Origin of the sequence: Faecalibacterium sp. BIOML-A1, from assembly GCF_009679715.1 — a bacterium.
Taxonomy (GTDB): Bacteria; Bacillota; Clostridia; order Oscillospirales; family Ruminococcaceae; genus Faecalibacterium; species Faecalibacterium taiwanense.
This window is the reverse complement of sequence record NZ_WKZJ01000002.1, coordinates 187969-214193: the sequence shown is the minus strand read 5'-3', so window position 1 is coordinate 214193 and position 26225 is coordinate 187969. Positions and strand designations below refer to the sequence as shown.

The window sequence follows — 26225 nt, the reverse complement described above, 5'->3', positions numbered from 1 at the left end:
GGGCATTTCTGCCGGGATGTCGCTGCGCCACAGCGCACCGTTTTTGCAAAACGAGCGCCCTTTACTCCCTTTTATCCGAAAAACATTATACCGGTTTTTGCACCAAAGTGCAAGAGGAGCGTTGAAATTTCATCCGGCCTTGGTCACTTTCTTCGCGTTGGGATAAATACGCTCCATGCGGGCATCATCAAAATGCGCATCCAGCAGCATATCGATGCTGCTTTTGGGCGCTTCACCGCTGGTGCGGGCATCGTACCGGGCCAGCGCCAGCGCACTGGTGAGCATGTTCACCGCCATGAACACCGCCAGCAGGACGGTCATCCATGGGCGGACGCGGCTGCGCACCTTCTTCATGCCTCTGAGCACCAGCGGATAGCCGTAGCGCATCCATACCACCGCCGCAATGCCCCAGAAAAAGCAGTACAGCAGGTTGATGCGCCCGCCCAGATTGAACTTGAACTTGCTGTAGTCCCAGAACACGGTGCCGAACAGCAGCTCGGTGACGGCGCTGCATACGTATTCGTACACACCGCCCATGACGGTGCCGAAGGCGAACAGATAGCGGTCGCTCCGGTCCTTTTCCTGACGCAGCAGCACCGTTGCCAGCACCAGCGCCAGACCCCACACCACGCTGAACGGCCCCCAGACCAGACTGGAGCGGCTCATCCAGACCCCGGCGGTCACGCGGCAGAACACCGTCTCCACCATGTCGCCCAGAAACGCGCCGATCACGAACAGCCACAGCAGGTCGGACACGCTGAGGAAGTTCTTTTCCCCCTTCCGGAGCGCAGTCTGCTCCTGCCGGGCCGCAGCCGGGTAAGCATACTGGATGCGTTTTTCAATGTAAAGCGCGATCCTGCGGCGCAGCGTATCTGACCGCTCCCCCAGTCTCTGGTTGAGTTGCTCCAGCATCGGGTGCCGGGCCGCATACTGCTGCACCAGCACCGCCGAACCGATCTGGTCCAGCACCGCCACCGTCAGCGAGACCCATACTGCCGGACGCAGCAGCCAGACCGGGATATGCGCACACAGCCGCAGCAGCACATTATTGCCCCACAGCACACTTGCCGTGCCCAGTGCACCCCACAGCAGCGAATACTGCAGGCACACATAGCCGTTCAGATTGAATTTTTTGCCGGAATAGTCCCACCACTTGCGGCGGTGCAGGCGTTCCAACAGCTTGGCGGTGATCCATTCCATCACCGTTGCCGCCATCATACAGGCAAAGAACAGGTAGACCGGCTCGGTGCGCAGGTCGCCGAAACTCACGGCCAGCAGCACGCCGGTGGTACCGTAGATAAAGCAGAACGGGCCTGCCGCCGCACCGCGGTTGGCAAACCTTCCGCCCCGGATGGTCGCGACTACCGTCTCAGCCACCCAGCCCAGAAAGGAATATACAAGATAAATAACACTCAGAGTATAGAAGTTCAGCGTCATAAGGTTCCTTTCGCTTCCAGTTTTTTCTTACTGCATTGATTGTACCCGTTTTGGGCGCTGTGTACAAGAGCCGTGCAGAAATTTTGTCACTCTGCGACGCGGCAGGCTCTCCGGGCATCTCTGAAAAGACGAAGATCCGGTCTGTTGCTTTGTTTTCAGATACATCTTAGAAAAAGGCCCTGCCATCCCGAAGGACAGCAGGGCCCAAAATTACAGCTTGAATTTACAGAGCGGAATCACAGCTGGCTCTTATACAGCTCCACGATCTCTTCCACGCTGGTGTCGCGGGGATTGCCGGGACGGCAGGCGTCTGCAAATGCGGACTCGGCGAGGAACTGGATATCCTCTTCCTTCAGGATGCCGTGCAGATTTGTGGGGATGCCCACGTCTGCGCTCAGCTGCTTGACGGCGGCGATGGTTGCATCGGCGGCTTCCACATCGTTCATCTCATCGATGCCCACAACGCCCATGGCCTTGCCCACGGCGCGGTAGCGCTCACCGGCAACGCTCTTGTTGTACTCCAGACCCACCGGCAGCAGGATGGCGCAGGCCACACCGTGCGGGGTGTCATACAGAGCGGACAGGCCGTGTGCCATGGAGTGGACGATGCCCAGACCCACATTGGAGAAGCCCATGCCGGCGATGTACTGGCCCAGAGCCATGCCCTCGCGGCCTTCCGGGGTGTTCTGCACTGCGCCGCGCAGGCTCTGGCTGATGAGCTTGATGGCTTCCAGATGGAACATATCGGAGATGACGCAGTGACCCTTGGTGATGTAGCCCTCGATAGCGTGGGTCAGAGCGTCCATGCCGGTGGCGGCGGTCAAGCCCTTGGGCATGGAGGACATCATATCGGGATCGACCACGGCGATCTCGGGGATATCGTTGGTATCCACGCAGACGAACTTGCGCTTCTTCTCCACATCGGTGATGACGTAATTGATGGTGACCTCAGCAGCAGTGCCGGCAGTGGTGGGAACAGCGATGGTGAACACCGCGTGCTTCTTGGTGGGAGCAACACCTTCCAGAGAGCGAACATCCGCAAACTCGGGGTTGTTGATGATGATGCCGATGGCCTTTGCGGTATCCATGGAGGAGCCGCCGCCGATGGTCACGATGCAGTCAGCCTCAGCAGCCTTGAAAGCGGCCACGCCGTCCTGCACGTTGGCGATGGTGGGGTTGGGCTTGATCTCGCTGTAAACAGCATAGGCAAAGTTTGCAGCTTCCAGCAGATCGGTGACCTTCTTGGTGACGCCGAACTTGATCAGGTCGGGGTCGGAGCAGACGAATGCCTTCTTGTAGCCGCGGGCGGTCAGTTCGGGAACGATGTTCTCAATGGCACCGTGGCCATGGTAGGAGATGGTATTCAGAACGATGCGGTCAGCCATAGTTATTTTTCCTCCAAATCTCTTTTCCGCCGCTTTCCGGGCGGAGCTCTCTGTTTTTCAGCATAGCACATTGTCAAAAGCTTTGCAATGTGAAATTGTTTGAATTTATTGTAAATTTTCATCTATGTGCAGTGTTTTATGGGTACTTTTTTCCAATTTCCCGCAGTTTTATGGTGTTTTTTCTTTTTTCCCTTGACAAACAGAGCAAATCGTGTATTATTGTATCAAGCGCTTAATACAGCAAGACAAGGAGATGATACCATGGGCGAACAGTTTGATGCCAGCCGCCCGATCTATGCCCAGCTTGTGGAACGGCTGAAGGCCCGGATCCTGGCCGGCACCTACCCGCCGGGCGGGCATCTGGATTCGGTGCGTGATCTGGCCGCAGCCGCCGGGGTGAACCCAAACACGATGCAGCGGGCCCTTGCCCAGCTGGAGACGGAAGGGCTGGTGCGCACCGAACGCACTGCAGGCCGCTATGTTACGGAGGATACTGCATTGATCGAACAGCTTCGCGCCGACACCGCCCGGACGCTGGCGTCGGATTTTCTGGAAAAGATGCGCGGCATCGGCTACAGTCCCGCACAGGCAGCCGCGCTTTTGGAACACTGGGACGCAAAGGAGGACCGCAATGAATGAACTTTTGAGCTGTGAAGCACTGACCAAGTGCTACCAGAAGGATAAGACCGCACTGGAAAATGTAGACCTGCACATCGGCTTTGGCCGCATCGTGGGGCTGCTTGGCCCCAACGGCAGCGGCAAGACCACCCTCATCAAGCTGGCGAACGGTCTGCTGCAGCCCAGTGCAGGCAGCATCCGGATCGCCGGCATGACCCCCGGGCCGGACACCAAAGCCATCGTGTCCTATCTGCCGGACGCCGACTGGCTGCCGGACTGGATGCGTGTGGAGCAGCTGGTGGAAATGTTCCGCGAATTTTATGCCGATTTTGACCCCGCTAAGGCAAACGAAATGCTGGCCCGGCTGGAACTGGAACCGAAGGCACGGCTCAAGACCCTCTCCAAGGGCAGCAAGGAAAAGGTGCAGCTGATCCTGGCCATGAGCCGCGCCGCAAAGCTCTACCTGCTGGATGAGCCCATTGGCGGCGTGGACCCTGCCGCCCGGGACTACATCCTGAGCACCATCCTGAACAACTACAGCCGGGATGCGACCGTCATTCTTTCCACCCACCTCATCGGCGATATCGAGCCCATTCTGGACGAAGCCGTCTTTTTGAAGGATGGCCGGGTGTTCGCCCACCGCAATGCCGAAGAGCTGCGCGAGACCGAGGGCATGAGCGTGGATGCATATTTCCGGGAGGTATTCAAATGCTGAAACAACTGTTAAAATATGAATTCAAGGCCACCGGCCGCACCTACGGCGGGCTGTATCTGGCCCTTGTTGCGCTGGCAGTGCTGAGCGGCTTTTCCCTGCGCAGCTCTTCCAAGGACAACTTTGCATCTCTGCTGCTGTTCGCCTACATGGTCGTAGCCGTTGCGGTGGCAGTGGTGTCCGTGATGACCATTGTCACCCGCTTCACCCGCAATCTGCTGGGCCGCGAAGGCTACCTGATGCACACCCTGCCGGTGACGGAAAGCCAGCTCATCCTTTCCAAGCTGATCTCCAGCGTGGTTTGGATGCTTTGCAGCAGCATCGTGGGTATTTTCTCCTTTGCGGTGATGCTGCTGGCTCTGTCTCTGAACAGTGCGGCCCTGCAGCAGCTGCCGGAGCTGTGGCAGAAAGTGGTGGAGATCTTCCGCATGACCGGCAGCTCCGGGTGGCTCTGGCTGATCTTTGAAACGCTGAATGGGCTGGTGGCACTGGTGTCCAGCATCCTGTGCATCTATGCCGCATGCATGATCGGCCACCAGTTCAAAAAGCACATGGTCCCGGCCGGTATTCTGGCATTTTTCCTGCTGTCCTTCCTGCAGAACTGGCTGAGCTCCGGTGTCAGCAGTGCCGACATGCTGCAGGCTGTTTCCGATCCCACCCTTGGCGGCGTGGACATCTCCATCGCTGCGCCCAGTGCGTTCACCACCCTGTTCGGGCTGGCGGTCAGCATTGCCTTTGCCGCAGGATACTTTCTGCTGACCCGCTGGCTGATGGAGCATAAGCTGAATCTGGAATGATCTTAATGTCCTCCGCTTTCGTTCTGGGCATTTTCAGCGAAACTACTTCTTAATTGCAATTTGTAAAAGGCTGAACCATAAACTTCATCTGATACAAAAAACATCTGCAAGCTGCCCCATTCCGGGCAAAGCTTGCAGATGTTTTTCTTGTTATAAAGTGTTCAGCACTCGTCGTACTGCTTTTTCAGGTAGTTCAGGCATTCCACCGCGTTTTCCGGGGTGGTATTCTCCAGCGTTGCAAAGATATAGGGCTTTTCCTGCTTTGCAAAGCGCAGGATGGTGCGGTAGTCCTCCATGCCTCCCTGCCCTGCACCCGTAGCAGCCAGCTGGCCGCCCGCATCCTTGCGCAGGAAATCCTTAAAGTGGATCATGGCGATGTCCTTGCCCAGAAGCTCGATGGCCTCGGCGAACACTTCCTCGCGGCGGTCCACATTTTCCATGTTCAGCAGGTTGACGGGGTCGAACAGGATCTGCAGGTTCGGGCTGCCGATCTCATCCAGCACGGTGCGGGCGCGTCTGGCATCGTACACGATGTGCTTGACCACCGGCTCAATGGCAATGGTCACGCCGTACTGCTCGGCACAGCGCACCACCGGCTTGAAGTTCTTGATAAAGGTGGAAAGTGCGGCATCGCTGCGGCACTCCGGACAGAATTTGTACTCCGCGTTGGGCGCACCGGTCTCGGTGCCCACCATGCCGCAGCCCAGAAGACTTGCAAAGCGGATATGGGCATAGTATTTTTCCTGAATGGCGTGCAGGGCATCCGCATCCGGGTGGGCAAGGTTCAGGTAGTTGCCCAGCACGGCAATGTCGATGCCGTTTTTCTCAAACAGATGCCGCAGATACAGCGCATAGCCGGGGGTCAGGGCGCTGGGGGTGCAGGGCAGCTCCTTGAAGGATTTGCTCAGAGCCACATGGGCGCAGGTAAAGCCTTTCTGGCGCACCAGCGGCAGCACCTGTTCAACGCGCAGCTTTTCCGCGTCATGCAGACGCAGGCCGAATTGGATCATGGAAAACCTCCTCCTTTCCCGCACAACACGCGGGGTTGCATTGACCTTATTATACACGAAAGCTGCGTTCCATGGAACAGCCTGAAACAAAAAAGAGCATCACTTTGCACCCTCACCGGATACAAATGATGCTCTTTTTTCAGATCTGGTCCTGGCAGATGCGGCTCATTCTCAGCGCCGGTACTTTGCAGCGGCCTGCAGGCGCTGCATCGCACGGTCGAGCGCGATCTTGCTCTGATAATATTCATGCATGCTCTGCTGATGCTGCAAACGCTCCTCGGCACGGATGCGGGCAGCCTCGGCACGGTTCTTGTCGATATCCTCCGGACGCTCGGCGCTGTCCACCAGCACCATCACGTAGGCAGGCGTCACCTCGGCAATGCCATCGCCTACCAGGATGTCCTGGCTTTCACCGTTCACCTCAAAGTGCAGGATGCCCATGTGGATGGCCACCAGCACCGGGCTGTGTCCGGCCTGTATGCCGTACACGCCATCGCTGATGGGCAGCACAAGGTCTTCGCAATCGCCCTGATAGTACTCACCGCTGGACGCAGTGATGTTCAGCATGAACTTGTTCATCAGACGGCACCGCCCTTTTCCTCAGCCAGCTTTTCCGCTGCCTTCTGGCGGGCATCTTCCAGCGTACCAACGTTGAAGAAAGCCCACTCCGGCAGATCATCGGCCTCGCCGTCCACAATGGCGGCAAAGCCGCGCACGGTATCCTGCAGCGGCACATACTTGCCCTTCAGGCCGGTAAAGTTCTCGGCCACAGCAAAGGGCTGGGACAGGAACTTCTGCAGCTTGCGGGCGCGGGCAACGGTGAGCTTGTCGTTCTCGTCCAGCTCGTCCATGCCCAGAATGGCGATGATGTCCTGCAGTTCCTGATAGCGCTGCAGAATGGACTGCACCTTGCGGGCCACGCGATAGTGCTCCTCGCCCACGATATCCGCTTCCAGAATGCGGGAGGTGGATGCCAGCGGGTCCACGGCCGGGTAAATGCCCTGCTCCACGATCTTACGGGACAGCACGGTAGTGGCATCCAGATGTGCAAAGGTGGTGGCGGGGGCCGGGTCGGTCAGGTCGTCGGCGGGGACGTAGACGGCCTGCACAGAGGTGATGGAGCCTTCCTTGGTGGAGGTGATGCGCTCCTGCAGAGCGCCCAGCTCGTTGGCCAGAGTGGGCTGGTAGCCCACAGCAGAAGGCATACGGCCCATCAGAGCGGACACCTCGGAGCCTGCCTGCACGAAACGGAAGATGTTATCAATGAACAGCAGCACGTCCTTGTGGGTCTCCTCACGGAAGTACTCTGCCATGGTCAGGCCGGTCTCGGCAACACGCATACGTGCTCCTGGGGGCTCGTTCATCTGACCAAAGACCAGTGCGGTCTTATTCAGAACACCGGACTCGTTCATCTCGCCCCAAAGGTCGCAGCCCTCGCGGGAGCGCTCGCCGACGCCGGTGAAGATGGAGTAGCCGCCGTGCTCGGTGGCCACGTTATGGATCAGTTCCTGGATCAGCACGGTCTTGCCGACGCCTGCACCGCCGAACAGACCGATCTTGCCGCCCTTTGCATAGGGGGCCAGCAGGTCGATGACCTTGATGCCGGTCTCCAGGATCTCGGTCGCGGGCTTCTGCTCTGCAAAGCTGGGGGCCTTGCGGTGGATGGGCCAATGCGGCACATCATCCACAGAGCCCTTGCCGTCGATGGGTCTGCCCAGCGGGTCGAACATGCGGCCCAGCGTGGCTTCGCCCACCGGTGCGGTCAGGCCGTGGCCGGTAGCGGTCACGGTCATGCCCTTGCCCAGACCCTCGCTGGCGGAAAGCATGATGCAGCGCACAGTGGTCTCGTTGACATGCTGTGTCACTTCCATCGTGCGCTCGGTGCCCTCGGCGGTCACGGTAAGCGCTTCCTGCAGGGCAGGCAGCTTGCCTGCGGTGAACTGCACGTCCACCACAGGGCCGGCTACGCGAATAATAGTTCCCTGTATCATACGATTGCCTCTATACTAATTTGTAAATACGTTTTATTCCGCCCGGTTCTGCACGGCAGCCGCACCGCCGATGATCTCGGTGATCTCCTGTGTAATGGAGCCCTGACGGGTGCGGTTGTATTCCAGCTGCAGCTCCCGGATCATATCGTTGGCGTTCTTGGTGGCGGAATCCATGGCGGTCATGCGGGCGCTCTGCTCTGCGCAGAAGCTCTCGGTCATGGCACCAAAGATCATGCCGTGCATATAAATGGGCGCGATCTGTTCAAACACCGTCCATGCAGACGGGAACATCTCCACATCGCCCTTCGGATCGCCCAGACCCTTGGGGGCAGGCTGCAGATGGGCGCGGTCCAGCGGCAGCAGACGCACCATGGTGGGCTCGCTGGTCAGTGCATTCTCGATGCGGGTATAGATGAGATAGATCTCATCCAGCTTGCCGGTCTTGAAATCATCGATGGCGTCCATCGTGATATCGCGGGCACGCTGCAGCGTAGGCTCCGTGGCACCGTAGTGGAAATCCTCCACCAGCCGCGGATCCTTGTGGTACAGGGCGCGGTAGCCGGTCTGGCCGATCACATAGAACCGGTCGTTCTCATCCGCATTTTCCTTGAGGAACTTGATGATGTTCTGGTTGTAAGCGCCTGCCATGCCCTTATCTGCCGTCAGCACGATGTAGGCCCGCTTGGGGTTTGCGATATTACGCTCGTGGAAGAACGGATGCACCGGCTCTTCCGGCAGGTGGGGCACCACGCGGGAAATGGTATCGCGCATACGGTTGAAGTAGGGCGATACATTCTGGTAGTTCTTACGTGCCTTGCGTAGCTTGGACGAGGAGATCAGGTACATGGCGTTCGTGATCTTCATGGTGTCCTGAATGCTCTCGATGCGCTCCTTCAGCAGCTTACTGGACGGCATGGCTGTCGCCTCCCGCATAAGCTTTCCAGGCGTTCAGGATGGCATCGACCATTTCAGGTTCCAGCTTGCCGGTGGCGGTGATCTTATCCATCGTACCGGACACATCCGCGCGGAACTGACGCACAAATGCGGAAGTTTTGGCGCGCAGCTCGGCAGTGGGCAGTTCGTCCAGCACGCCGTGGGAAGCCAGCACCAGCGTGACCACCTGCTCGGCGTCGGACTTGGGCTGATACAGCGGCTGCTTGAGCATTTCCATCAGAGCCTTGCCGTGATCCAGCTGGCGGCGGGTCTCCGCGTCCAGATCCGAGCTGAACTGTGCAAAGGACTCCATATCCTTGTACTGTGCCAGCTCGATACGCAGGTTGGCGTTGGCCTTCTTCATGGCCTTGGTCTGGGCAGCGCCGCCCACACGGGACACCGACAGACCCACATTGACGGCCGGGCGGTTGCCTGCATTGAACAGGGCGCTCTCGAGGAAGATCTGACCATCGGTGATGGAAATGACGTTGGTGGGGATGTAGGCGGAAACATCGCCTGCCTGCGTCTCAACGATAGGCAGTGCGGTGATGGAGCCGCCGCCCAGATCGTCGCGCATCCGGCAGGAGCGCTCCAGCAGACGGGAGTGCAGATAGAACACGTCGCCGGGGTAAGCCTCACGGCCCGGAGAGCGGCGCAGCAGCAGAGAAATGGCACGGTAGGCCACTGCATGCTTGGACAGATCGTCGTAAACGATCAGCACGCTCTTGCCCTGACTCATGAAGTACTCGGCCAGTGCGGTACCGGCATAGGGTGCGATGTACTGCAGGGGAGCGGAATCCGAAGCAGTAGCCGCCACGATGGTGGTGTAGCTCATGGCACCGTGCTTCTGCAGATCGCCTGCCACGCGGGCAATGGAAGAAGCCTTCTGGCCGATGGCCACATAAATGCACAGCACACCGGTGTTTTTCTGGTTCAGGATGGCGTCCGTGGCGATGGAGGTCTTGCCGGTCTGGCGGTCGCCGATGATCAGCTCACGCTGGCCGCGGCCGATGGGGAACATGGAATCGATGGCGAGGATGCCGGTGTGGAGCGGGGTATCCACGCTCTGACGCTCCAGAATGCCGGGGGCCTGCTTTTCGATGGGGTTGTAGCCCACAGCTTCAATGGGGCCCTTGCCATCGATGGGCTCGCCCAGCGGGCTGATGACACGGCCCAGGAAGGCATCGCCCACCGGGATGCCGGCACGCTTGCCGCTGCGGGTCACCATGGTGCCCACACCGACGGTCTCAGCTCCGTCGAACAGCATGATGCCCAGCTGTTCGGGGTCCACGCTCTCCACCATGCCCTTGGCACCGTTGTCGAAGGTGACGATCTCGCCGTACACGGCGCGGTTCATGCCCTCGACGTGCACGATGCCGTCGGCAGAGGAGATGACCACACCGCCCTCGGCAGAGGTCTCGGCGGGCTTGTAGTCCTCAATGCGGGTCTTGAGGGTAGCCAGCGAGGGCTTGCCCTCCATCATCTTGTCCAGCTGATGACGGCCGGAGTTATCGAACACACGGTCGCCCACCTGCAGGACATAGCCGGACAGCAGGCTCTCGTCCACCGTCACGTTCAGGATGACCTCGGTGGCATCATACAGCTTGCGTACCTCGGCGCGGATCCGGTTCAGCTCCTCTTCCCGGGGCTTGCGGGCGCTGCGCAGCTCGGCCTTGACGATGCGGTTGTCCGCAAAAAATTCACGACTGAATTCAGTTGCCATTGCCTGCACCTGCTTTCTCCAGCAGATCGTCCAGCAGACGTGCGTCGTCCTGGGCGGTCAGATTGCGGGCCAGCAGCTTCTCGCACATCGCACGGGCCAGTGCCGTGGTCTGGGCATCGGCTTCCCGCAGCTTGCTCTGGCGTTCGGCCTCGGCGCTCGCCTTGCCGGCGGCCACGATGGCGTCCGCCTGCTTGCGGGCATCTGCCAGCAGCTGCTGCTTTTCGACCTCAGCCTGCTTTTCGTAGGCTTCGCGGCGGGCAGCGGCCTCATTGTCCACATTGCGCAGTTTTTCCTGCGCGGCGTTCATGGTCTCTGCGGCTTCCTTCTTGGAGGTCTCCGCATCGGCCAGGTTTGCGTCCACCATCTGCTGGCGCTTTGCGATCACGTCCTGAACAGGCTTGAACAGGAACTTGCGCAGCACCGCATACATGACGAGGACGTTCACGACGGTCCACAGCAGGTTAATATCCAACTTCAGCATTCGTCTGCGCCTCCGTTACTGACCCAGGAACAGGATGATCAGCAGTGCAACGACGAAGCCGAAAATTGCAGTACCCTCTGCCAGAGCAGCGCCCAGCAGCAGGTTGGTCTGGATCTTGCCGGATGCCTCGGGCTGACGGGAGATTGCCTCCGTTGCCTTACCCGTTGCGATGCCGATGCCGATACCGCCGCCAATGCCGGTCAGCGCTGCAATGCCAGCGCCCAGAGCAATCAAACCATTCATAGTAATAATCTCCTTTTAAATTCAGTAAATATCAATGGATCAGTCTTCTCCGCCCATGGTCTCTTTCATGAACAGCGAAGTCAGGAACACGAACACGTAGGTCTGGATCAGACCGTCGAACAGGTCAAAATACAGGCTGAACACCGCCGGGACGAACACGGGCACCACGAGCTTGATCAGCTCCATGATGACGAATGCGCCCAGCACATTGCCGAACAGTCGCATGCACAGGCTGGTGGGGCGGATGGCGATCTCGAGGATGTTCATAGGGGTCATGACCGGAGTGGGGGCAGACAGACTCTTGAGGAAGCCAACGCCGCCGCGTGCACGGATGCCGGCACCCTCGATCAGGACGATGCTCATCAGCGCCAGCGCTGCGGTCACATCCAGATCCTTTGTGGGGGGCTTGACGCCGAACACGCCGATCAGGTTGCTGAAGGCGATGTAGATGGCCACGGTCATCAGGTAAGGCACATAGCGCCTGCCCTTTTCGCCCAGCAGACCTTCAAAGAAATTAGTGCCTGCGAGGTAGGCCATTTCCAGCACGGCCTGACGCTTGCTGATATGGTCCACCTTCAGGTTTCTGGTAAGCAGGATCGAGCCGATGGTGACGATGGCCAGGATCACCCAGCTGATGACCACGGATTCCGGGATCTGCAGCGGGCCGACCTTGACGTATTCGACGGTCAGCTCTTCCATCAATGCTTTGGTCAGATTATTCAATTGTTTTTCCTCCTTCCTGAAGAATAGGGTTCCGGGGGTAAGACCGCCGCACCGCCCCGGCGGCGCAGCGTCCTTCTTATCGCTCGAAGAAAAGGCGCAGCTTTGTGAAAAAAGTAAGGAAGGTGTTCGGCTCTGTCCGGTCACACCCTCCCTCCTGCACGGGTCACTTCGTCTTTTTTCGTTGTGTATGATAGTACGATTGACGAAAATTGGCAAGTGGCTTTGTGCACATTCTACATTTTAGGTGGTTCTACTGCATTGATATACAAAAAAAGTTGTGCATCTTGTCCAATAAAACGTTCTTCACATGTACTTTTTCCACAAATTTCTTAGCCAATTCTTAGGTTTCAATGGCTTTTTCAGGGCATTCCGGGGAATATTTCCATCAAAAATGCCCCATTGTACATACTTTATATGCCCGATATATAAAATTCGTATAGGCGTCTCGTCCGGTATTACACCCGCTCCTATACATATTTATTATAACTGCATATCTAAAATCTGTCAGTCCGCCTGTTTTGCGCCGCGGCGGAACACCAGCCGGAAGATGGCACGGGCAAGCGGCCCGCAGTACAGCAGCTGCCAGCACAGGGCCATGGGCATATTGCAGCCCCATGTATGCGCCCAAGTGCCAAAGCCGGGTTCTTTAAACAGCACCGTTGCGATCAGGCTCATCACCGGGCACATGATGCACACGATCATCAGCGAGATGGCATAGGTGATGAACTGCGGACGATCTGTGGGCCGCATGAACATAAACGCCAATCCGGTGGCCAGTTTCTCCACCACGAAAAATTCCAGCACGCAGGCAATGGGAACCATGATCGGCATCTCGTGCAGAGCCATAACAAAGGTGGCATTGGTGACACCGCCTGTGTTCAGCGCCACATTGTAAACGATCATGCCATAGACCATAATTGCAGCCATGACAATGGTAAAGAAGATACGTTCCGGTAAAGTTTTAGGCATTTTGATTCTCCGTTTCTTTTGTGTCTAAATTTTTGCCGCAAAAAAGCCGCCCCGCGAAACTTTCATCTCGGGGGGCGGCGGCGACTACCATTCATTGACGCTATTTTAGCACAAATCGATCTGACGCATAATACCCTGTGGACACTTTCTCCCGTTTTGCGCAAAATCCTCCACAAACGGCCCGGAACTTCTGGGCAGCTTTGCTGTTGACTTCCTCGGCAGCCCTCCCTGCAGGGCACAGAGTTCCTCTCCAAAGGGCCCGATCGCCCGGGCACACCGCACAGAAAGCAGCATTTTGCACGTTCTATCTGCTGTTTTTCAAGAACTGCACAATTTTATATTTATATCCTTGTGCACTCTGCGAATAGACAAATCAATCAGGAATATGTATAATAAAGCCAGAAACCAGAGAAGTACAGCAGAAGCTCAAGAGAGAGCTAATCCCGCTGACTTGAAGCAGAAAGGAGCGAGACCGATGGTCGATATGGAACCCGCACAGCAGGGACAGGCTGTCGGGATTCGCTGAGAAGCAAAATAGAGGCTCACCACAAACGGGATGTTTCCCCCGTATAAAAACACAACAAAAATGAGCCAGTCTTGAGCATCAAAAATGCGATTACACGACAACCTGTCGATAAACTTAACCCCCAGCGATTCAAATAGATCCGCCGGAGATGATTCCTATGAAGGTATCTTTTGTACGGAGAACATTATTTGAATAGCAAAAAAGGAGTTCTACCAATGTACTAAGTAGTTTGCCCCTAGCGAATCTAACTCGAAAGAATGTGGTAATATGAAATTCATCTTTAGAATCTCGGTGCCGCACTCCATCAGTTAAGAGAAGGGTCAATCCAATGTACTAAGTAATCAGTCCCCTTGAAATAGATTCTCAGTTTCCAGTAGTTTCTAAGGAGAGTCACCCTATGAAACGTTTACTCCGAAAATGAGGAACCCCAAGGAGAAGAGGCTTATGACTCCGAAGAAGTAAGTATCCAGCCGGACGAGGGCTTGCAACCGCCTCGTCCGGCTGGTTTTATTTTGTGCTGTTTTCACCAACAGTCAACGCCCGATTTGTGCAAATTTTACGCTGCGCGGTTGAATACCGTCCTTTGTTTTTGCACTTTTCTGTGGTATACTGTGGAAAAAGATGGGAGGTGCATTTCATGGAGTCGTTCGTTTCGTTTTCCACTCTGTTCAACCTTGTGCTGACCGTTATCTGGTTCATCTCCGGCATTCGGGATCTTCAAGGCAAAGACCCGTTCCTCGATCTGCCGTTCAACCAGTATCACCGCGACCCGGAGTACCGCGCCTTCTGGCAGAAAAAGAACGGCGTGTTTTACATGCTCAACAGCATCGCCTTTCTGATCTTAGCCTTCACACCTGTTACATCGCTGATTTACCGTATCATCTTCGGCATCGCCATCGTGGGAGACCTTCTTTATCTTGTCGCTTACGAAAGCTGGAACCATAGTGCGGATTGACAGCCGGAAAGGGGCCACCATGAATTTGAATCTTTCGGACTGGGATTGGCTGAACGCCGCGCTGGGTGTGCTGTTTTTGTACCGCGGCATCCGGGATCTGTACAATGGCACCGGCACCGGATGGAGCACCGAGGACGAAAAGAAGCACTTCCGCAAATTTTACGGCATTGCTTCGATCCTTTGCGGTGCACTCTATCTGGTCAACACCTTTCTTCCCAGGGTCGAGCCGCTGCACTCCATTTTGATGGTGGCAGCGCTCGTGTTGTGCGCTGCCCTGCTGATCTCGTATCTGTGCTATACTCTGAGCAGGGACGACAAAAACAAAAAGTGAGAGGTTGCTATGGAAGTCATCTGTGCGATCTTAACCGCACTTTTCGGCATCGGGTTCGGCATTTTTATGGCGCTGCATCCGGAAGATGCCATTGCCCTGCGCTCCCGCAGGCGGTACACGCAGGTACCTGAGCCCACGGAAGAGTACATCAAATTGACCCGGCTGGAGGGCATCGTAGTTTCGGTGCTCTGTGCCGTGCTTCTGGTGGTTCTGCTGTTCGCACCCCAATAATACTTTGCAGCTTTCCTCTTGCGGATTTTTTCTCACCCTGTTACAATGAGAAAAAAACGCAGGAGGTTTTTTTATTATGGTCAAGCATGTGATCCTGTGGCAGCTGAAGGACGAGCTGTCCGATGCCGAAAAAGCCGCCGTCAAGGCAGGCATCAAGGAGGGTCTGGAAGGTCTGGCAGGCAAGGTCCCGGGCCTTGTGGAAGTGCATGTCAACATCAACGGTCTCCCCTCTTCCACCGCCGACCTGATGCTGGACACCACCTTTGAAAGCGCCGAGGCCCTCAAGGGCTACTCCGTCCATCCCGCCCATGTGGCTGTGGCCGACGGCAAGGTGCGGCCCTACACCAAGGCACGGTTCTGTCTGGATTACGAGATTTAATGTTGACAAACCCACCGTTTTTGCGTATTATAGACATAACAATGTAAATTGGCTGTGAAGAGAAGAGTACGCACCGTCTGCGCCTGACAGAAAGCCCGAAGGATGGAACCGGGCAGGCCGCGCGATGCCGAAGATGGTCTCGGAGCTGCGCAGGTGAAAATTGAGCCTGCGACGGGTGCGCCCGTTACCGCGCTGCGCCGTGCTTTTTGGCCCGGCAAAAGGCTGCGCCCGCAAGGGTGCGGCGAAGCAAGGTGGTACCACGAAAGTTTCAGGCTCTCGTCCTTGTCCGGCTCAGTCCGGCAGGATGAGGGCTTTTTTCGTCCCCCGCCAAATCAGGAAAGGAAGAGTATCAACCTATGAGTGAGCACAAGACATTCTACATCACCACTCCCATCTACTACCCCAGCGACAAGCTGCACATCGGCCACAGCTATACCACTGTCGCCTGCGACGCACTGGCACGCTTCAAGCGGATGCAGGGCTATGACGTCATGTTCCTGACCGGCACCGATGAGCACGGCCAGAAGATCCAGGACAAGGCTGCCGATGCCGGTGTGACCCCCAAGGAGTATGTGGACAAGATCGTAGCCACCGTCAAGGATCTGTGGAAGCTGCTGGACGTCAGCTACGACCGCTTCATCCGCACCACCGACGACTACCATATGGAGTCCTGCCAGAAAATTTTCACCAAACTGTATGAGCAGGGCGACATCTACAAGGGCGAGTACATCGGCCACTACTGCAAGCCCTGCGAGAGCTTCTGGACCGACAGCCAGCTGGTGGACGGCAAGTGCCCGGACTGCGGCCGCGAAGTGTACGACGCACACGAGGAAGCCTACTTCTTCAAGACCAGCAAGTATGCCGACCGCCTGCTGAAGCTCTACGAGGAGAACCCCCAGTTCATCCAGCCCGAGAGCCGCAAAAACGAGATGATCGCCTTCATCAAGCAGGGCCTGCAGGATACCTGCGTGTCCCGTACCTCGGTCAAGTGGGGCATCCCGGTGCCCTTCGACCCCAAGCACACCATGTATGTGTGGGTGGATGCCCTGAGCAACTATATCTCCGCGCTGGGCTACGGCAACGAAAAATATCACGACTACGACAAGTTCTGGCCTGCCGACCTGCACATGGTGGGCAAGGAGATCCTGCGTTTCCACACCATTCTGTGGCCCGCCATGCTGATGGCTCTGGATCTGCCTCTGCCCAAGCGGGTGTTCGGCCACGGTTGGCTGCTGATGAACGGCGGCAAGATGTCCAAGTCCGTGGGCAATGTGGTGGACCCTGTGATCCTGTGCGACCGCTACGGCGTGGATGCCATCCGCTACTTCCTGCTGCGTGAGATTCCCTTCGGCAACGATGGCATGTTCACCAACGAAGCCCTGATCACCCGCATCAACAGCGATTTGGCGAACGATTTGGGCAACCTGCTCAGCCGCACCGTTGCCATGTGCGAGAAGTACTTCGGCGGCACCGTGCACAATGTGGCCGGTACCGAAGCCATCGACACCGAGCTGGAGACCATGGTCAACGAACTGACCGCCAAGGTCACGGCCGACATGGACAGCCTGACCATCCCGCAGGCCCTGATGGAGATCTTTGCGGTCATCCAGCGCGCCAACAAGTACATCGACGAGACCGCTCCCTGGGCGCTGGCCAAGGACGAGGCCAACAAGGCCCGTCTGGAGAGCGTGCTGTACCACCTGTGCGAGGCACTGCGCGTGTGCGGCATCCTGCTGAACGCATACCTGCCCACCACCGCACCCAAGATGATGGAACAGCTGGGTCTGGACGCGTCTGCTCTGGACCTGACCAAGACCACCTACGGCGTACAGGAGACCTACACCGTGCACAAGGGCGAGGCACTGTTCCCCCGCATCGATGTGGCAAAGGAAATTGCCCACCTGAAGGAAGAGGACGAGAAGCGCAAGGCCGCTGCCGAAGCTGCCAACAAGGCCAAGGCTGAAGCTGAGAAGAAGGCTGCCGCCCCCGCCGAGGAGAGCACCGTGGACTTTACCCACGAGGAAGAGATCGACTTTGACACCTTCTGCAAGGTGGAACTGCGCGTGGCCGAAGTGCGCGCCTGCGAGAACCTGAAGGAAAGCAAGAAGCTGCTGCACCTGACCGTGTTTGACGGCGAGCGGGAGCGCTGCATCCTTTCCGGCATTGCAAAGTGGTTCAAGCCGGAAGACCTGATCGGTAAGAAGATCGGCATTGTGTGTAATCTGGCACCTCGCCCCATGATGAAGGGCAAGTATGTCAGCGAGGGCATGATCTTTGCTGCTGATACCGCCGACGGCGGCTGCTCCATCGCTTTCTACGGTGACGACACCCCCGTAGGCAGCCGCATCCACTGAGCCGCCATGCAGGAAAACAAAACGCTTTCCCGCGCGGAATGGCTGGATAAGATCTTCGGCACGCCGGTGTTCGCCGTGCTGCTGGCCATTTTCTGCAATGTGCTGTGGGGCTCGGCCTTCCCCTTCATCAAGCTGGGCTACCGGCTGTTCTCCATTGAGACCAGCAACACCGCCTCCATCTTCTGCTTTGCCGGTGTGCGGTTCATGCTGGGCAGCTTTCTGGTGCTTCTGGGCAGTGTTCTGCTGCAGAGCCGCCTGCCCAAGTTTCCCCGCGGCAAAGTGGCAGCGGAGTGCTGTGCTCTGGGCCTGTGGCAGACCACGACCCAGTACGCATTCTATTACATCGCTGTTGCTATGCTCACGGGTGCCTTTGGCGGCATCCTGAACAGCACCCAGAGCTTTCTGGGCGTGATCTTTGCCCACTTCATCTATGGCAATGCCGACCGCATGACTCCTGCCAAAACGCTGGGCTGTGTCATCGGCTTTGCGGGCGTGCTCATCGGCACGCTGGGCAACCACGGCAGCGGCAGCGGCTGGGGCGTGTTCTGCATGATGGCCGCTACCATCATCTTTACCCTGTCCGGCCCGTGGAACAAATCCGTGACCAAAAAAGCAGACAGCTTTGCCGTCTGCTTCATCAACCTGTTCGTGGGCGGTCTGGCACTGTTCGTGCTGGGCACTGTGCTGGGCGGCAGTCTCCATGTGCAGAGCGCACTGGCGATGGTGGTCATGCTGTATCTGGCCTTCATCTGCGGGGCAGGCTATGTGCTGTGGGCTCTGCTGATGAAGAACAACCCGGTCAGCCGCATTGCCATCTTTGGCTTCGTGAACCCGGTGGTCAACGTACTGCTGAGCGCCGTGCTCAACGGCGAACCCCTGTTCCGCTGGCAGTATCTGGCGGCGCTGGTGTTCGTGTGTGTTGGCATCTGGCTGGTGAACAAGGCCCCCGCCAAAAAGGAGGGCAAATGACCGGCCCCATTTTTGACACCCACGCGCACTACAGCGCCCGCGCCTTTGACGCCGACCGCTATCCCCTGCTGGACAGCCTGCCCGGTAAAGGCGTGGTGGGCGTGTGTGAACAGGCCACCCACTCCGGGGATGCACCCAAAGTGCTGGAGCTGGCGCACCGCTACCCGTGGGTGGTGGCAGCTGTTGGCATCCACCCGGAAAGCCTGCTGCCCGCCGCCGACTGCGGCGAGGAAGGCCCGGCTCCTACGGTCTCGGTGTACGGCGGAGACTGGGCCGCAGAGATGCGCGCTCTGGCCCTGTATTACGAGGACCCCAAGGTGGTAGCTGTGGGTGAGTGCGGGCTGGACTACCACTGGCCTGTGCCCAAGGATGCCCAGCTGGCCATGTTTGAGGCACACATCCGGCTGGCGCTGGAGCTGGACAAGCCCATCATCGTGCACGACCGCAACGCCCACGCCGACGTTTACGCCCTGCTCAAAAAATACCAGCCCAAGGGCATCGTCCACTGCTATTCCGGCAGTGCCGATGACGCGGTGTGGCTGGCAAAGCAGGGACTGTTCATCGGTTTTGGCGGGGCGTGTACCTTCAAGGGTGCCAAGCGGGCGGCAAAGGCCATCAGTGCCCTGCCGCTGGAAAGCATCGTGCTGGAGACCGACTGCCCCTACATGGCACCGGAGCCGGTGCGCGGCACCCGCTGTGACAGCTCCCTCATCCGCTATGTGGGCGAGTATATCGCCCAGCTGCGGGGCATCTCTGCCGAAGAGGTGTTCCGCACCACAGCCGAAAATGCCCGCCGGGTATACGGGCTGTGATCCGTTTTTCGCAAGTTGCACAGGTTTTTCTCTGTGCTTCTGTATAAATCAACAATCAAAATCCAAACTGTTATAAGGAGAACCTACCATGAAAGCACGTATTCCTAAGCACCGCGAGTTCATCATCAACTTCCCCGACAGCATCGACCAGAACAAGGCCAACGAGGGCTGGGCAAAGCTGCAGCAGATCGTTGAGGACTACAAAAAGGCCCACAACGGCGCTTCCGTCTACGCCCCCACCTTCATCGAGGACTGCGAGGCCGAGGTGAAGAAGCTGCAGGAAGAGTACGGCTTCGAGTACACGGTCGAATACGTTCAGTAATTTCTGATATTTAAAATCCCCTCTGTGCATCTGCGCAGGGGGGATTTGCAGTTTCAGGGGGAACCGCTTTTTCCCTGCGGTGTGCTCCTGCAAAAATACAGCCCCGGCAGACTGCATGGTCTGTCGGGGCTGTGCTTTCCTGTCCGGGTCACTTTTCCACTTTACTCAGCAGGATGCGGTCATTGTCCAGATTCTTGCCGGCATTCTCGCGGAACTTTTCAAGCAGGTCGTCCACGGTCATCCGGCTGCGTTCCTCGCCCTTCACGTCAAAGACGATGCGGCCGGAATCCATCATCAGGGTGCGGTTGCCCAGCTCCAGTGCCTGATGCATGTTGTGGGTGACCATCAGGCAGGTGATCTTCTTTTCAGCCACGATGCTCTTGGTCAGCTCCAGTACCTTTTCGGCGGTGGCGGGGTCCAGTGCGGCGGTGTGCTCGTCCAGCAGCAGCAGCTTGGGGGTGACGAGGGTGGCCATGAGCAGGGTCAGCGCCTGCCGCTGACCGCCGGAAAGCAGTCCCACCGGCTGCTTCATGCGGGCTTCAAGGCCCATATCCAGCAGCGCCAGCTTTTCGCGGAACACTTCCTTGTCCTTGCGGGAGATGCGGGAGAAGATGGCGTGGGGCGCGGTGCCGGCACGCAGATAGGCCAGTGCAAGGTTTTCCTCAATGGTCATGTTGGGTGCCGTGCCCTTGAGCGGGTCCTGAAACAGGTGGCCGATGACCTTGCTGCGCTGGTGCTCCGGCGCAAAGGTGATATCCTGTCCGCCCAGCAGGATGCTGCCCTCATCCGCGATGAAGCCGCCGGTGATGGCGTTGAACAGGGTGGATTTGCCCGCGCCGTTGGAGCCCACGATGGTGGCAAAGTCCCCGGCTTCCATGTGCAGGCTGACACCGTTCAGGGCCACTTTTTCATTGACCGTGCCGGGGTTGAAAGTCTTGTGCAGGTCGTTCAGCTGAAGCATTTCCATCTTACTTTTCCTCCTTGCCGGTAGTCACGCGGCGGCGGCATGCCCCATGCTTGCGCTGCTCAAAGGCGATTTTTTCCTTGATGGCCGGCATCGAAATGGCGATGGCCACGATGATGGCAGACACCAGCTTCATGGCGGCGGCAGGCACATTGAAGCGCAGGGCCACAGCCACGATAAAACGGTACAGGCAGCTGCCGAACACCACGCCGATGATCCGGCGCGGCATGGTGCGCTTACCAAGCAGAGTCTCGCCGATGATGAGGGAAGCCAGTGCGATGGTCACCATGCCGGTGCCCACATTGATATCGCAGCTCTTCTGATACTGTGCCAGCAGGCCGCCGGAGAGGGCGCACAATGCGCCGGAAATGCACAGGCCCACCGTAATGGTGAAAGCCGGGTTAATGCTGGAAGCACGCACCATAGCAGCGTTGTCACCGGTGGCGCGGATAGACAGGCCCAGCCGGGTGCCCAGAAAGCCCAGCATCGCCGCACCGGCAAGCAGGATCATGGCCAGCGCGATGGCCAGCTTATACCAGCCGCCAAGGAAGCTCAGTGAGCCCTTTGCCAGCGAGAAAACAGTGTCGGTCTTGACCAGCGACATGGTGGAGGAAAAGCCCATCACGGCCAGATTGATGGTGTAAAGGCCGGTGTTGACGATGATGCCTGCCATGATGCTCTCCACGCCAAGGCGGGTCTGCAGAAAAGCCGTAACAAAGCCGGAGCACACGCCTGCCGCCATGGCTGCGAACAGGGCCAGAATGGGGTGGCCGGTCAGTGCTACCTGACAGGCCACGGCGCAGCCCAGCGTGAAGCAGCCGTCAGTGGAAAGGTCTGCGATGTTCAGGATGGAATAGCTCAGGAACAGTGCCAGCGCCACCAGGGCATAGATACAGCCCAGTTCCAGCGCCGTCTGTAGGACGTTGAGCGAAAAGATACTCGCCAGCATGTGTGTGCTCCTTTTATGTTTCTTTTTGATTGGACGATTTAAAATGGCCTCCGCTTTTGCTCTGGCCATATTCAGCGGAATTGGGTTTTTATTCGGGATTCAGAAAAGCCTGCGGGCTTTTCTGAATCCCCTTTTCACGAGTAGGGTCGTGACGGAAAACGGCATTTGCAGCGCCGCTTTCTGCGAAAGCGCGGCGCTGTGGGCGGCGTCCTCGCCCTCTCAGGCGCTTACGCGCCAGCTCTCCCAAAGGGAGAGCCTCTGGCAAAGCTGCACACTTTGCAATTGAATCGAAAACTTTTCCTAAAGCCGCCAAAAGCTCCCCCTTTCGGGGGAGCTGGCAAAACCGTCAGGTTTTGACTGAGAGGGTACTTTTTTAAGAGAAGTTCTCTGCGGTGGTTACTTCCACGATCTCGGTGCAGTAGGGCTTGAAGGCCTCCTTCACGGTGTCGAGGTCAAGGCCCAGCGCTTCGCAGGTCTCGGTGTTGATGGTGACGATGCCGTTATCAAAGGTCTGGTAGGGCAGGTCTGCAGTGGTCTTGCCCTCGCACAGCAGCTCTGCCACCATATCGGCAGTGGCTTCGCCCAGCTGGACGTAATCCACGCCGTAGCCTACGAACGCACCGTTCAGTGCAAAGCTGTCGGCACCGGTGTAGTGCTGCACGCCTGCCTCGGTAAAGGTCTCGTAGATGGACAGCTCTGCGGTCATCACGGTGTTGTCGGTGGGGGTAAACACGGCCTTGACACCGGCGGCGATCAGAGCCTCAGCCGCCATCTGCACCTCAGCGGTGGTGGTGCCGTTCTTCTCAATGTACTTGATGCCGTTGGCATCACAGAAAGTCTTGGCATCGGCAATGGCCTGGGTGGAGGCATCCTGACTCAGGTCGTACAGCAGGCCGATGGTGTCAATATCCGGGTTGACAGCGGTGATCAGGTTCATGATGGCCTCGGTGTTCAGTGCGTCGGAGGTGCCGGTGATGTTCTCCTCGCCGTCAAAGCCTGCAGCGGCGGGGTCGGTGACAGCAGAGTAGACAACGGGGATATCGGTATCCTCCACAGCGGCCAGCATGGTTGCGGCGGTGGGGGTAGCCACAGCCACGATCACATCCACGCCGTCTCCTACGAGGTCGGCACCAATCTGGTTCAGGTTGGACTGGTCAGCCTGTGCATTTGCGTAGTAGTCGGCGTAGTCGAAGGTAACGCCCTTCTCTGCCCCCAGCTCATCCAGACGGCTCTCCACAGATTCCACGATCTGGTTGAGGGAAGCATGATCCACATAGTTGACGATGCCCACCTTGAAGGTCTGGCCGCCCTCGGCTGCTGCGGAAGAAGCAGTGGAAGATGCAGCCACGGTGCTGGAAGCGGAGCCGCCGCAGCCGGTGAATGCCAATGCAGAAACGGCGGAAGCAGCCATAGCGGCCTTGAGGAAGCTGCGGCGGGAGATCATGGTAACGTTTTTCATAATAGTAAACTCCTTTCCCGGAGCGGGCGGCAAAAGTAAAAGACCCGCTTCCCTTGCGGGACGGGTCTTACAAATAAAAACGACCCTGTCCCTGTGTGTTATCCACAAGGACAGGATCGGTAAAGTTCGATTCTGCGGTGCCACCTTGCTTGCCCTGCTTTGCAAACTGCAGAGCCTCTCACGGAGAGCCAACACTCCCCTGTCCTGTAACGGAGACTTCCGTCCAAAGCTACTAAGGCTTGCTGCCCATTTGCCCGGCCCTCGGCGGCCCACGAAGCTCTGCCCCGCTCTCGCCCGTTTTCACTGTCCGGGCTCACTGAAGATGCGCTGTGCAGGTTCTCTTCCGCCTCATCGGTTTGATTGCATTATACGCTTTATTGGCATAAAGTCAAGGGGAAATTTCAAAAATTTCTTTTTTCTACAGCACAAAGTCATTCTTCCGTGCATCAGGCCCGCTTTGTGCGGCGCTTGCGCCAGACGAAGTACGCCGTGTACGCCAGCCATACCACAATGCCGCCCAAAGTCAGCGCACGGCTCAGCCGGATGCCGTCGGGCTGGTAGACAAAATCGATGCTGTTTTCACCTGCCGGGCACAGCACAGCCATCAATCCCTCGTCCACCTCCACAATGTCGGCCTCCTGCCCGTTGACATAGGCCGTAAAGCCGTCATCGTAAGGCACGGAGAAGAACACGAGGTTCTCTTTTTCCAGCGTGATCTCGGCGTGGAAGCCCGAATTGTTCATCTGGAACACACTGGCAGCCGTGGCACGGCGCTCGCGGCAGTCCTGCACGTAGGACTCATAGTACAGCTCCTCCCGTCTGCCTTCCGGCAGATGGGTGAGGTACTTGCCGTAGACTGCAGCATCCTCGTCGGTAAGCACCAGTGCACGCATCAGGAGGTTTGCGCGGGTGGCCTTGGCTGTTTCCTCGTACTCGGTCTGGGTGAGGTAATAGTCATAGGCAAAGCCCATGGGCACGTAGTTCGTGTTGCGGTAGACCGCATAGCCGTCCTTTGCAAAGGCATATTCCCAGCCGTCGTCGGCTTCGTTTTCAAAGTCGGTCTGCTTTTCCGGCGTGGTGATAAGGTACTCCACACTCAAAAGGCCCCGCAGTGCATAATTGGAAAGCTCCGGCTCACTGCGCACATCCCGCTTGACCCCCAGCGCCGGGTAGAAGCTGAGGATGCTGGGGGCTGCCGTGCTGCCAAAATACTGCAGGCAGCTTTTATCCAGCCACATGCCGATGTTGTCGTGGATCTTGTACGTATCCACGCGGTAATCGCCTTCGGGCAGGTCGTTTTTCAACAGCAGGGCGTTGGTGTCCTGCTTCACAAGGTCGCTGTCGGTATACCACTGGCCGAACTTGCCAATGCCGATGTGCACCACGCTGAACAGGAAGGCAAACGCCAGCACTGCCGCCGTCAGGCGCTGGGCAAAGCGGCTGTCGCCCCGCCACTTCTGGCAGAGATAGCGGTACAGCAGCAGGCCCAGCAGGCCAAAGCCCAGCACCGCACAGTACTGACCGGGGTTCTTGAGCACGCCGAACGACCAGCTGCCGGTGTCGCTGTCCTGCACCGGCACCACCGCAAAGGCCACCGTGGCGATCATCAGCCAGCTGATGCCGCGGGCCGGGCTGTCCAGATCGGTGTTGTGGTCTTCCAGCGCGTTCACGGTCATTGCGGCCAGCACCAGCACCGGCATATAGTACCAGCGCGCATAGTAGCTGGAATTGAGGGCGTAGAACGCACTGTTCAGGATGGGCACCAGTGCGAACACGGCGCAGGTGCCCACGATGCGCTTTTTACTGTCGCCGCACTTTGCTTTCCAGTAGGCCACGGCACCGGCCAGACTGCACAGCGGCAGATAGGCCGACATGCTGGTCCACTTGATCACGCCCTCCGACCAGATGGATGTGAGATAAGGAGAATCCGGCGGCATGATCCAGCTGACGAGAATTGCAAGGTACTGCTGCACCTTGCTGTAGGTCAGAAAGCCCCAGCCGGAGGAAAGGTCGATGGTGCGCGGGTTCTGCAAAATGGAGAGCACCGCAGGCACCAGCAGGATGCTGCCCATGGCAGCGCCCAGCAGGCTTTCAAAGGCCAGCAGCCCGAACTTTTTTGCAGTGAGACGGAAGTCCCTTGTGCTGAGCTTGCAGATGAAGTAGATGGCCAGAAACACCACCTGACCGATGAAGAAGAAGTAGTTGTTGACAAGGTTCACCGCCACCCAGAACGCAAACCAGCTGCGGCGGTCGTTGTAAAGGGCCTCGTCCAGCGACCACAGCAGATACGGGAACAGCGCCACCACATCTACAAAGTGGTTGAAGAACACATTGTATACCGTAAAGCCGGAGAAGGTATACAGGCAGGCTCCCAGCACGGCGTAGTCGATATTTTTGACGTAGCGGCGCAGATACAGGTACGCACCGCCGCCTGCCACGGCAAACTTGAGCACCAGCAGCGGCACCATGAGGTAGGGCAGCCACCCCTGCGGGAAGAGCAGCGAGAACCAGAAGAACGGCGAGCCGTACAGGTAGAACGAATAGGCGTTCATCACGCCGCTGCCAAGGTCGGTAGCCCATGAGAAGGTATTGTGCACCGAGGTGAACGCACTGTCCGGGTAGCCTGCGCCCTTGATAAAGCCGTTCATATAGCGGTAAAAGCTGATCTGCTGGCTGTTGAAATCGCCTGCATAGTGGAAAAAGCCGCCGTCGATGATATAAAACGGCAGAAAGAACAGGGTCGCCGTGAGGGCACACAGGCCCACCGTCAGCCAGAATTTATCCTTTTTTTGTCCCAGCAGCTGCGGCTGCCGGGCAGTACCAGACCGCTCCATGGTTTCCTCTTTTCTCTGCCAAAGCGGCAGAAAGTTGGTTTGTTCTAGTATAGCACGAACACTGCGCAGAAAAAAGGGCTTGACAACGCTCTGCCGGACAGGTATGTTGGAGAAAAAA

Annotated in this window: 26 protein-coding genes and 1 other annotated feature; of the genes, 11 read left to right on the top strand and 15 right to left on the bottom strand. The window is 57.8% G+C overall.

Translation table 11 applies throughout. From position 1 onward, the window contains the following. Positions 1 to 129 precede the first annotated feature (129 nt). Both GKG36_RS03250 and fucO read right to left on the bottom strand, forming a co-directional pair. Positions 130 to 1437, bottom strand: coding sequence for a putative ABC transporter permease (locus tag GKG36_RS03250; protein ID WP_154259093.1), 1308 nt, complete (start codon positions 1435 to 1437; stop codon positions 130 to 132). 236 nt (positions 1438 to 1673) lie between these two features. Continuing rightward, positions 1674 to 2822 (bottom strand): lactaldehyde reductase, encoded by a 1149-nt coding sequence (gene fucO, locus GKG36_RS03245; RefSeq protein WP_154259091.1) that lies wholly within the window; start codon positions 2820 to 2822, stop codon positions 1674 to 1676. Positions 2823 to 3083: 261 nt separating this feature from the next. Here fucO and GKG36_RS03240 point away from each other — a divergent pair, with 261 nt between their 5' ends. From GKG36_RS03240 to GKG36_RS03230, 3 genes are read left to right on the top strand one after another with little or no spacing between them, the layout of a single operon-like run. Next, complete coding sequence (locus tag GKG36_RS03240; protein WP_005944480.1) at positions 3084 to 3461, top strand: GntR family transcriptional regulator; 378 nt, start codon at positions 3084 to 3086, stop codon at positions 3459 to 3461. Further along, positions 3454 to 4155, top strand: a complete 702-nt coding sequence (locus tag GKG36_RS03235) for an ABC transporter ATP-binding protein (RefSeq protein WP_097775205.1) — start codon at positions 3454 to 3456, stop codon at positions 4153 to 4155. Before GKG36_RS03240 ends, GKG36_RS03235 begins: the two co-directional genes overlap by 8 nt. Further along, positions 4149 to 4949, top strand: coding sequence for a hypothetical protein (locus tag GKG36_RS03230; RefSeq protein ID WP_154259089.1), 801 nt, complete (start codon positions 4149 to 4151; stop codon positions 4947 to 4949). Before GKG36_RS03235 ends, GKG36_RS03230 begins: the two co-directional genes overlap by 7 nt. Positions 4950 to 5110: 161 nt before the next feature. On the opposite strand, the gene GKG36_RS03225 is transcribed toward GKG36_RS03230, so the two are convergent. From GKG36_RS03225 to GKG36_RS03185, 9 genes are all read right to left on the bottom strand, one after another. Further along, complete coding sequence (locus GKG36_RS03225) at positions 5111 to 5959, bottom strand: sugar phosphate isomerase/epimerase family protein (RefSeq protein WP_154259087.1); 849 nt, start codon at positions 5957 to 5959, stop codon at positions 5111 to 5113. Between the two features lie 171 nt (positions 5960 to 6130). Beyond that, entirely contained in the window at positions 6131 to 6538 is a 408-nt protein-coding gene (gene atpC / locus GKG36_RS03220; RefSeq protein WP_154259085.1) for an ATP synthase F1 subunit epsilon, read from the bottom strand. Beyond that, on the bottom strand, positions 6538 to 7950 hold the full coding sequence (gene atpD, locus GKG36_RS03215; RefSeq protein WP_097775203.1) for a F0F1 ATP synthase subunit beta: 1413 nt from the start codon (positions 7948 to 7950) through the stop codon (positions 6538 to 6540). The genes atpC and atpD overlap by 1 nt, the downstream gene beginning before the upstream one ends. Before the next feature lie 33 nt (positions 7951 to 7983). Continuing rightward, a complete protein-coding gene (gene atpG / locus GKG36_RS03210) occupies positions 7984 to 8865 on the bottom strand; it encodes an ATP synthase F1 subunit gamma (RefSeq protein ID WP_097781573.1) in 882 nt (293 codons plus the stop codon). Then, positions 8852 to 10606 (bottom strand): F0F1 ATP synthase subunit alpha, encoded by a 1755-nt coding sequence (gene atpA, locus GKG36_RS03205; RefSeq protein WP_005944488.1) that lies wholly within the window; start codon positions 10604 to 10606, stop codon positions 8852 to 8854. Before atpA ends, atpG begins: the two co-directional genes overlap by 14 nt. Further along, the gene (locus GKG36_RS03200; RefSeq protein ID WP_005944489.1) at positions 10596 to 11087 is read right to left on the bottom strand and encodes an ATP synthase F0 subunit B; all 492 of its coding nucleotides are present in this window, start codon (positions 11085 to 11087) and stop codon (positions 10596 to 10598) included. The genes atpA and GKG36_RS03200 overlap by 11 nt, the downstream gene beginning before the upstream one ends. A gap of 15 nt (positions 11088 to 11102) precedes the next feature. Then, the gene (gene atpE / locus GKG36_RS03195) at positions 11103 to 11330 is read right to left on the bottom strand and encodes an ATP synthase F0 subunit C (RefSeq protein WP_005944490.1); all 228 of its coding nucleotides are present in this window, start codon (positions 11328 to 11330) and stop codon (positions 11103 to 11105) included. A gap of 39 nt (positions 11331 to 11369) precedes the next feature. Beyond that, on the bottom strand, positions 11370 to 12053 hold the full coding sequence (locus tag GKG36_RS03190; RefSeq protein ID WP_154259084.1) for a F0F1 ATP synthase subunit A: 684 nt from the start codon (positions 12051 to 12053) through the stop codon (positions 11370 to 11372). Between the two features lie 504 nt (positions 12054 to 12557). Beyond that, positions 12558 to 13022 carry a DUF2798 domain-containing protein gene (locus tag GKG36_RS03185; RefSeq protein ID WP_154259082.1) on the bottom strand — a complete coding sequence of 155 codons (465 nt, stop codon included), beginning with the start codon at positions 13020 to 13022 and terminating at the stop codon, positions 12558 to 12560. Positions 13023 to 14185: 1163 nt separating this feature from the next. On the opposite strand from GKG36_RS03185, the gene GKG36_RS03180 reads away from it, so the two are divergent. From GKG36_RS03180 to GKG36_RS03145, 8 genes are all read left to right on the top strand, one after another. Then, the gene (locus GKG36_RS03180) at positions 14186 to 14503 is read left to right on the top strand and encodes a hypothetical protein (RefSeq protein WP_154259080.1); all 318 of its coding nucleotides are present in this window, start codon (positions 14186 to 14188) and stop codon (positions 14501 to 14503) included. Positions 14504 to 14522: 19 nt separating this feature from the next. Continuing rightward, a complete protein-coding gene (locus GKG36_RS03175; RefSeq protein ID WP_154259077.1) occupies positions 14523 to 14834 on the top strand; it encodes a hypothetical protein in 312 nt (103 codons plus the stop codon). A 9-nt stretch (positions 14835 to 14843) separates the two neighbouring features. Further along, on the top strand, positions 14844 to 15065 hold the full coding sequence (locus tag GKG36_RS03170; RefSeq protein ID WP_120081217.1) for a hypothetical protein: 222 nt from the start codon (positions 14844 to 14846) through the stop codon (positions 15063 to 15065). A 76-nt stretch (positions 15066 to 15141) separates the two neighbouring features. Then, positions 15142 to 15444, top strand: a complete 303-nt coding sequence (locus GKG36_RS03165) for a Dabb family protein (protein WP_097781569.1) — start codon at positions 15142 to 15144, stop codon at positions 15442 to 15444. A 45-nt stretch (positions 15445 to 15489) separates the two neighbouring features. Next, positions 15490 to 15731, top strand: a binding site (T-box leader). 69 nt (positions 15732 to 15800) lie between these two features. Next, positions 15801 to 17798, top strand: coding sequence for a methionine--tRNA ligase (gene metG / locus GKG36_RS03160; protein ID WP_154259075.1), 1998 nt, complete (start codon positions 15801 to 15803; stop codon positions 17796 to 17798). A gap of 6 nt (positions 17799 to 17804) precedes the next feature. Then, positions 17805 to 18767, top strand: coding sequence for an EamA family transporter (locus GKG36_RS03155; protein ID WP_154259073.1), 963 nt, complete (start codon positions 17805 to 17807; stop codon positions 18765 to 18767). Further along, positions 18764 to 19579, top strand: coding sequence for a TatD family hydrolase (locus GKG36_RS03150; RefSeq protein ID WP_154259071.1), 816 nt, complete (start codon positions 18764 to 18766; stop codon positions 19577 to 19579). Before GKG36_RS03155 ends, GKG36_RS03150 begins: the two co-directional genes overlap by 4 nt. 88 nt (positions 19580 to 19667) lie before the next feature. Beyond that, positions 19668 to 19901, top strand: coding sequence for a hypothetical protein (locus GKG36_RS03145; protein ID WP_005944505.1), 234 nt, complete (start codon positions 19668 to 19670; stop codon positions 19899 to 19901). Between the two features lie 148 nt (positions 19902 to 20049). On the opposite strand, the gene GKG36_RS03140 is transcribed toward GKG36_RS03145, so the two are convergent. The 4 genes from GKG36_RS03140 to GKG36_RS03125 form a co-directional block, all read right to left on the bottom strand. Next, a complete protein-coding gene (locus GKG36_RS03140) occupies positions 20050 to 20862 on the bottom strand; it encodes an ATP-binding cassette domain-containing protein (protein ID WP_347563021.1) in 813 nt (270 codons plus the stop codon). A 7-nt stretch (positions 20863 to 20869) separates the two neighbouring features. Beyond that, positions 20870 to 21814, bottom strand: a complete 945-nt coding sequence (locus GKG36_RS03135; RefSeq protein WP_154259067.1) for an ABC transporter permease — start codon at positions 21812 to 21814, stop codon at positions 20870 to 20872. Between the two features lie 373 nt (positions 21815 to 22187). Continuing rightward, the gene (locus GKG36_RS03130) at positions 22188 to 23273 is read right to left on the bottom strand and encodes an ABC transporter substrate-binding protein (RefSeq protein WP_154259065.1); all 1086 of its coding nucleotides are present in this window, start codon (positions 23271 to 23273) and stop codon (positions 22188 to 22190) included. Positions 23274 to 23719: 446 nt separating this feature from the next. Beyond that, positions 23720 to 26107 (bottom strand): YfhO family protein, encoded by a 2388-nt coding sequence (locus tag GKG36_RS03125; RefSeq protein ID WP_154259063.1) that lies wholly within the window; start codon positions 26105 to 26107, stop codon positions 23720 to 23722. Between the last annotated feature and the right edge of the window lie 118 nt (positions 26108 to 26225).